The organism is Halorubrum sp. SD612 (assembly GCF_002135005.1).
The window spans coordinates 1-1,409 of sequence record NZ_NEWI01000369.1 but is presented as its reverse complement, the minus strand read 5'-3'; the positions used below and the strand labels follow the sequence as shown (position 1 = coordinate 1,409).

Here is a 1,409-nt window from a genome sequence, read left to right as displayed (position 1 = left end):
CGTGGGCTCGGAGATGCGTGTAGCGGCCGGTAGCGCGCCTCCTCGGGGTGGTTCGATCCGGTGCAGCCGATCGCGGGGATGTCGTCGACGGCGTCGTCCCCGTCGGCTCCACCGGCGAGTCGGCGACGATGAGCCACGACGAGCACGTCGCCGTGATCGAGACGGTCCGCGACGCCGTCGACGACATCCCCGTGATCGCCGGCACCGGATCGAACAACACCGCGGAGGCGCTCTCGCTGTCGCGGCGCGCGGCCGACGCGGGCGCCGACGGCCTGCTGCTCATCTCGCCGTACTACAACATGCCCGAGCCCGCGGGCTTCCTGGAACACTACCGGACCATCGCCGACGAGGTCGACCTCCCGCAGATCGTCTACAACGTGCCGAGCCGCACGGGGCAGTCGATCCCGGTCGACGTCACCGTCGAGCTCGCCGAACACCCGAACATTCGGGGGTACAAGGCCGCCTCGGGCGACCTGAACCTCATCAGCGAGGTGATCGAGCGCACCCGCGAGGAGTCGTTCGCGGTGCTGTCGGGCGACGACGGGCTCACGCTCCCGGTCCTCTCCATCGGGGGAACGGGAACGATCAGCGTGGTCGCCAACGTCGAGCCCGAGCGGACCTGCGCGATGGTCGGCGCCGCGCTCTCCGGCGACTACGACCGCGCGCGGACGCTCCACCACGAGCTGTCGCCGCTCGTCCGCGAGCTGTTCGCCGAGACGAACCCGATCCCGGTGAAGGAGGCGATGCACATCCGCGGCCGCGGCGGTCCCAGCCTTCGCTCCCCGCTCTCGCGGCTCTCCGAGGGGCGGCGCGAGGCGCTCCGCGACCTGCTGGCCGCGTACGACGAGCGCGCCCCGGGAACGATCGACCCGACGGCCGTCGGCCCCGCCGCGACCGGGGGCGCCGAATGAGCGACGCGAGCGACTCGGCCGCCGCCGACCTCCGGATCGCCGTCACCGGCGCGGGCGGTCGCATGGGCCGCGAGGTGATCGAGGCCGCCACGGACCGCGAGGGCGTCGCCGTCGCGGTCGCGGTCAACCGCACCGAGACCGACCCCGTGGCCGGCGTCGCGGTCGACGACGCCGACCGGTTCGCGGGGCTGCTCGCGAGCGAGGGGCCGGACGTCGTCGTCGACTTCACCGGCCCCGAGTCGGCGGTCGCGTACGCCGAGGCCTGCGCGGACGCGGGCGTCCCGCTCGTCACCGGCACCACCGGCCTCGCGGAGTCGCAGACCGACGGCCTCCGAGCCGCGAGCGAGGCGGTGCCCGTGCTCAAGGCGTCGAACTTCGCGCGCGGCGTGGCTGCGCTCCGCCGCGCGGTCCGCGAGGCCGCCGCGGCGCTGCCCGGCTACGACGTGGAGCTGACGGAGACGCACCACACCGGGGACCGCGCCCGACCCTCCGGCACCG

General features: G+C 74.4%; 1 protein-coding gene and 1 pseudogene. Both read left to right on the top strand.

From position 1 onward, the window contains the following. Positions 1-83: 83 nt before the first annotated feature. Positions 84-911, top strand: a pseudogene (gene dapA / locus B9G38_RS17420) (4-hydroxy-tetrahydrodipicolinate synthase); the annotation flags it as partial. Further along, the coding region (gene dapB / locus B9G38_RS17415) for a 4-hydroxy-tetrahydrodipicolinate reductase (RefSeq protein ID WP_143415643.1) at positions 908-1,409 on the top strand (502 nt) is incomplete at its 3' end. The pseudogene dapA and the gene dapB, both read left to right, overlap by 4 nt.